Source organism: Acidovorax sp. ST3 (genome assembly GCF_003231145.1).
Taxonomy (GTDB): Bacteria; Pseudomonadota; Gammaproteobacteria; order Burkholderiales; family Burkholderiaceae_C; genus Acidovorax.
Window position 1 is genome coordinate 1 of the sequence record NZ_QKVP01000088.1, and the last position, 587, is coordinate 587.

The 587-nt window shown below is 71.9% G+C and carries 1 protein-coding gene; it reads left to right on the forward strand.

What is annotated here, in order from left to right:
* The coding region (locus DNK89_RS23700) for a glycerol-3-phosphate dehydrogenase C-terminal domain-containing protein (protein ID WP_304547804.1) at positions 1-510 on the forward strand (510 nt) is incomplete at its 5' end.
* Between the last annotated feature and the right edge of the window lie 77 nt (positions 511-587).

The following is a 587-nucleotide window of genomic DNA, read 5'->3' on the forward strand; positions in this document are numbered from 1 at the left end:
CTCGCCGAGCACCTCAGCATGAAGGCGCTGCAAAGCCTCCGCCGTCAGCACCGGGTCAGCACCCAGGGCCTGCCCATCGGCGGCGGCAAGGGCTTCCCGACCACTCCCGAGGAGCGTCGGCGCTGGGTGTCGGCTCGCACGAATGCGCACTCGACCGCGGTCGTGGAGGCCATGCTGGAGCGCTACGGCACGCGCGCCGACGCGATCCTCGACGTCCTGCCGGCAGAGCCCACCGCCCTCGAGCACGCTCCCGGCTACTACCGCGAGGAACTCGTCTGGATCGCGGAGCACGAGCAGGTCGTCCACCTCATCGACGTGCTGCTGCGGCGCACGCACCTCGCCTTCGTCGGCGGGATGAGCGAGCGCACGCTGCGGGAGGTCGCCGAAGCGGTCGCCGGGCCGCTCGGATGGGATGCCGCCCGCGTCGACCACGAGATCGCGACGGCCACCGAGGCGCTGCGGACCGCGCACCGCGTCGATCTGGCCGAGGCCGGGGTGGCGCGAATCTGAGAGAACGTGCGGGCGCGCCGTCTGTTGCGTGCCCGCACGGCGGTCGTAGGTTCAGAACAACCGAGCCGCTACATGCC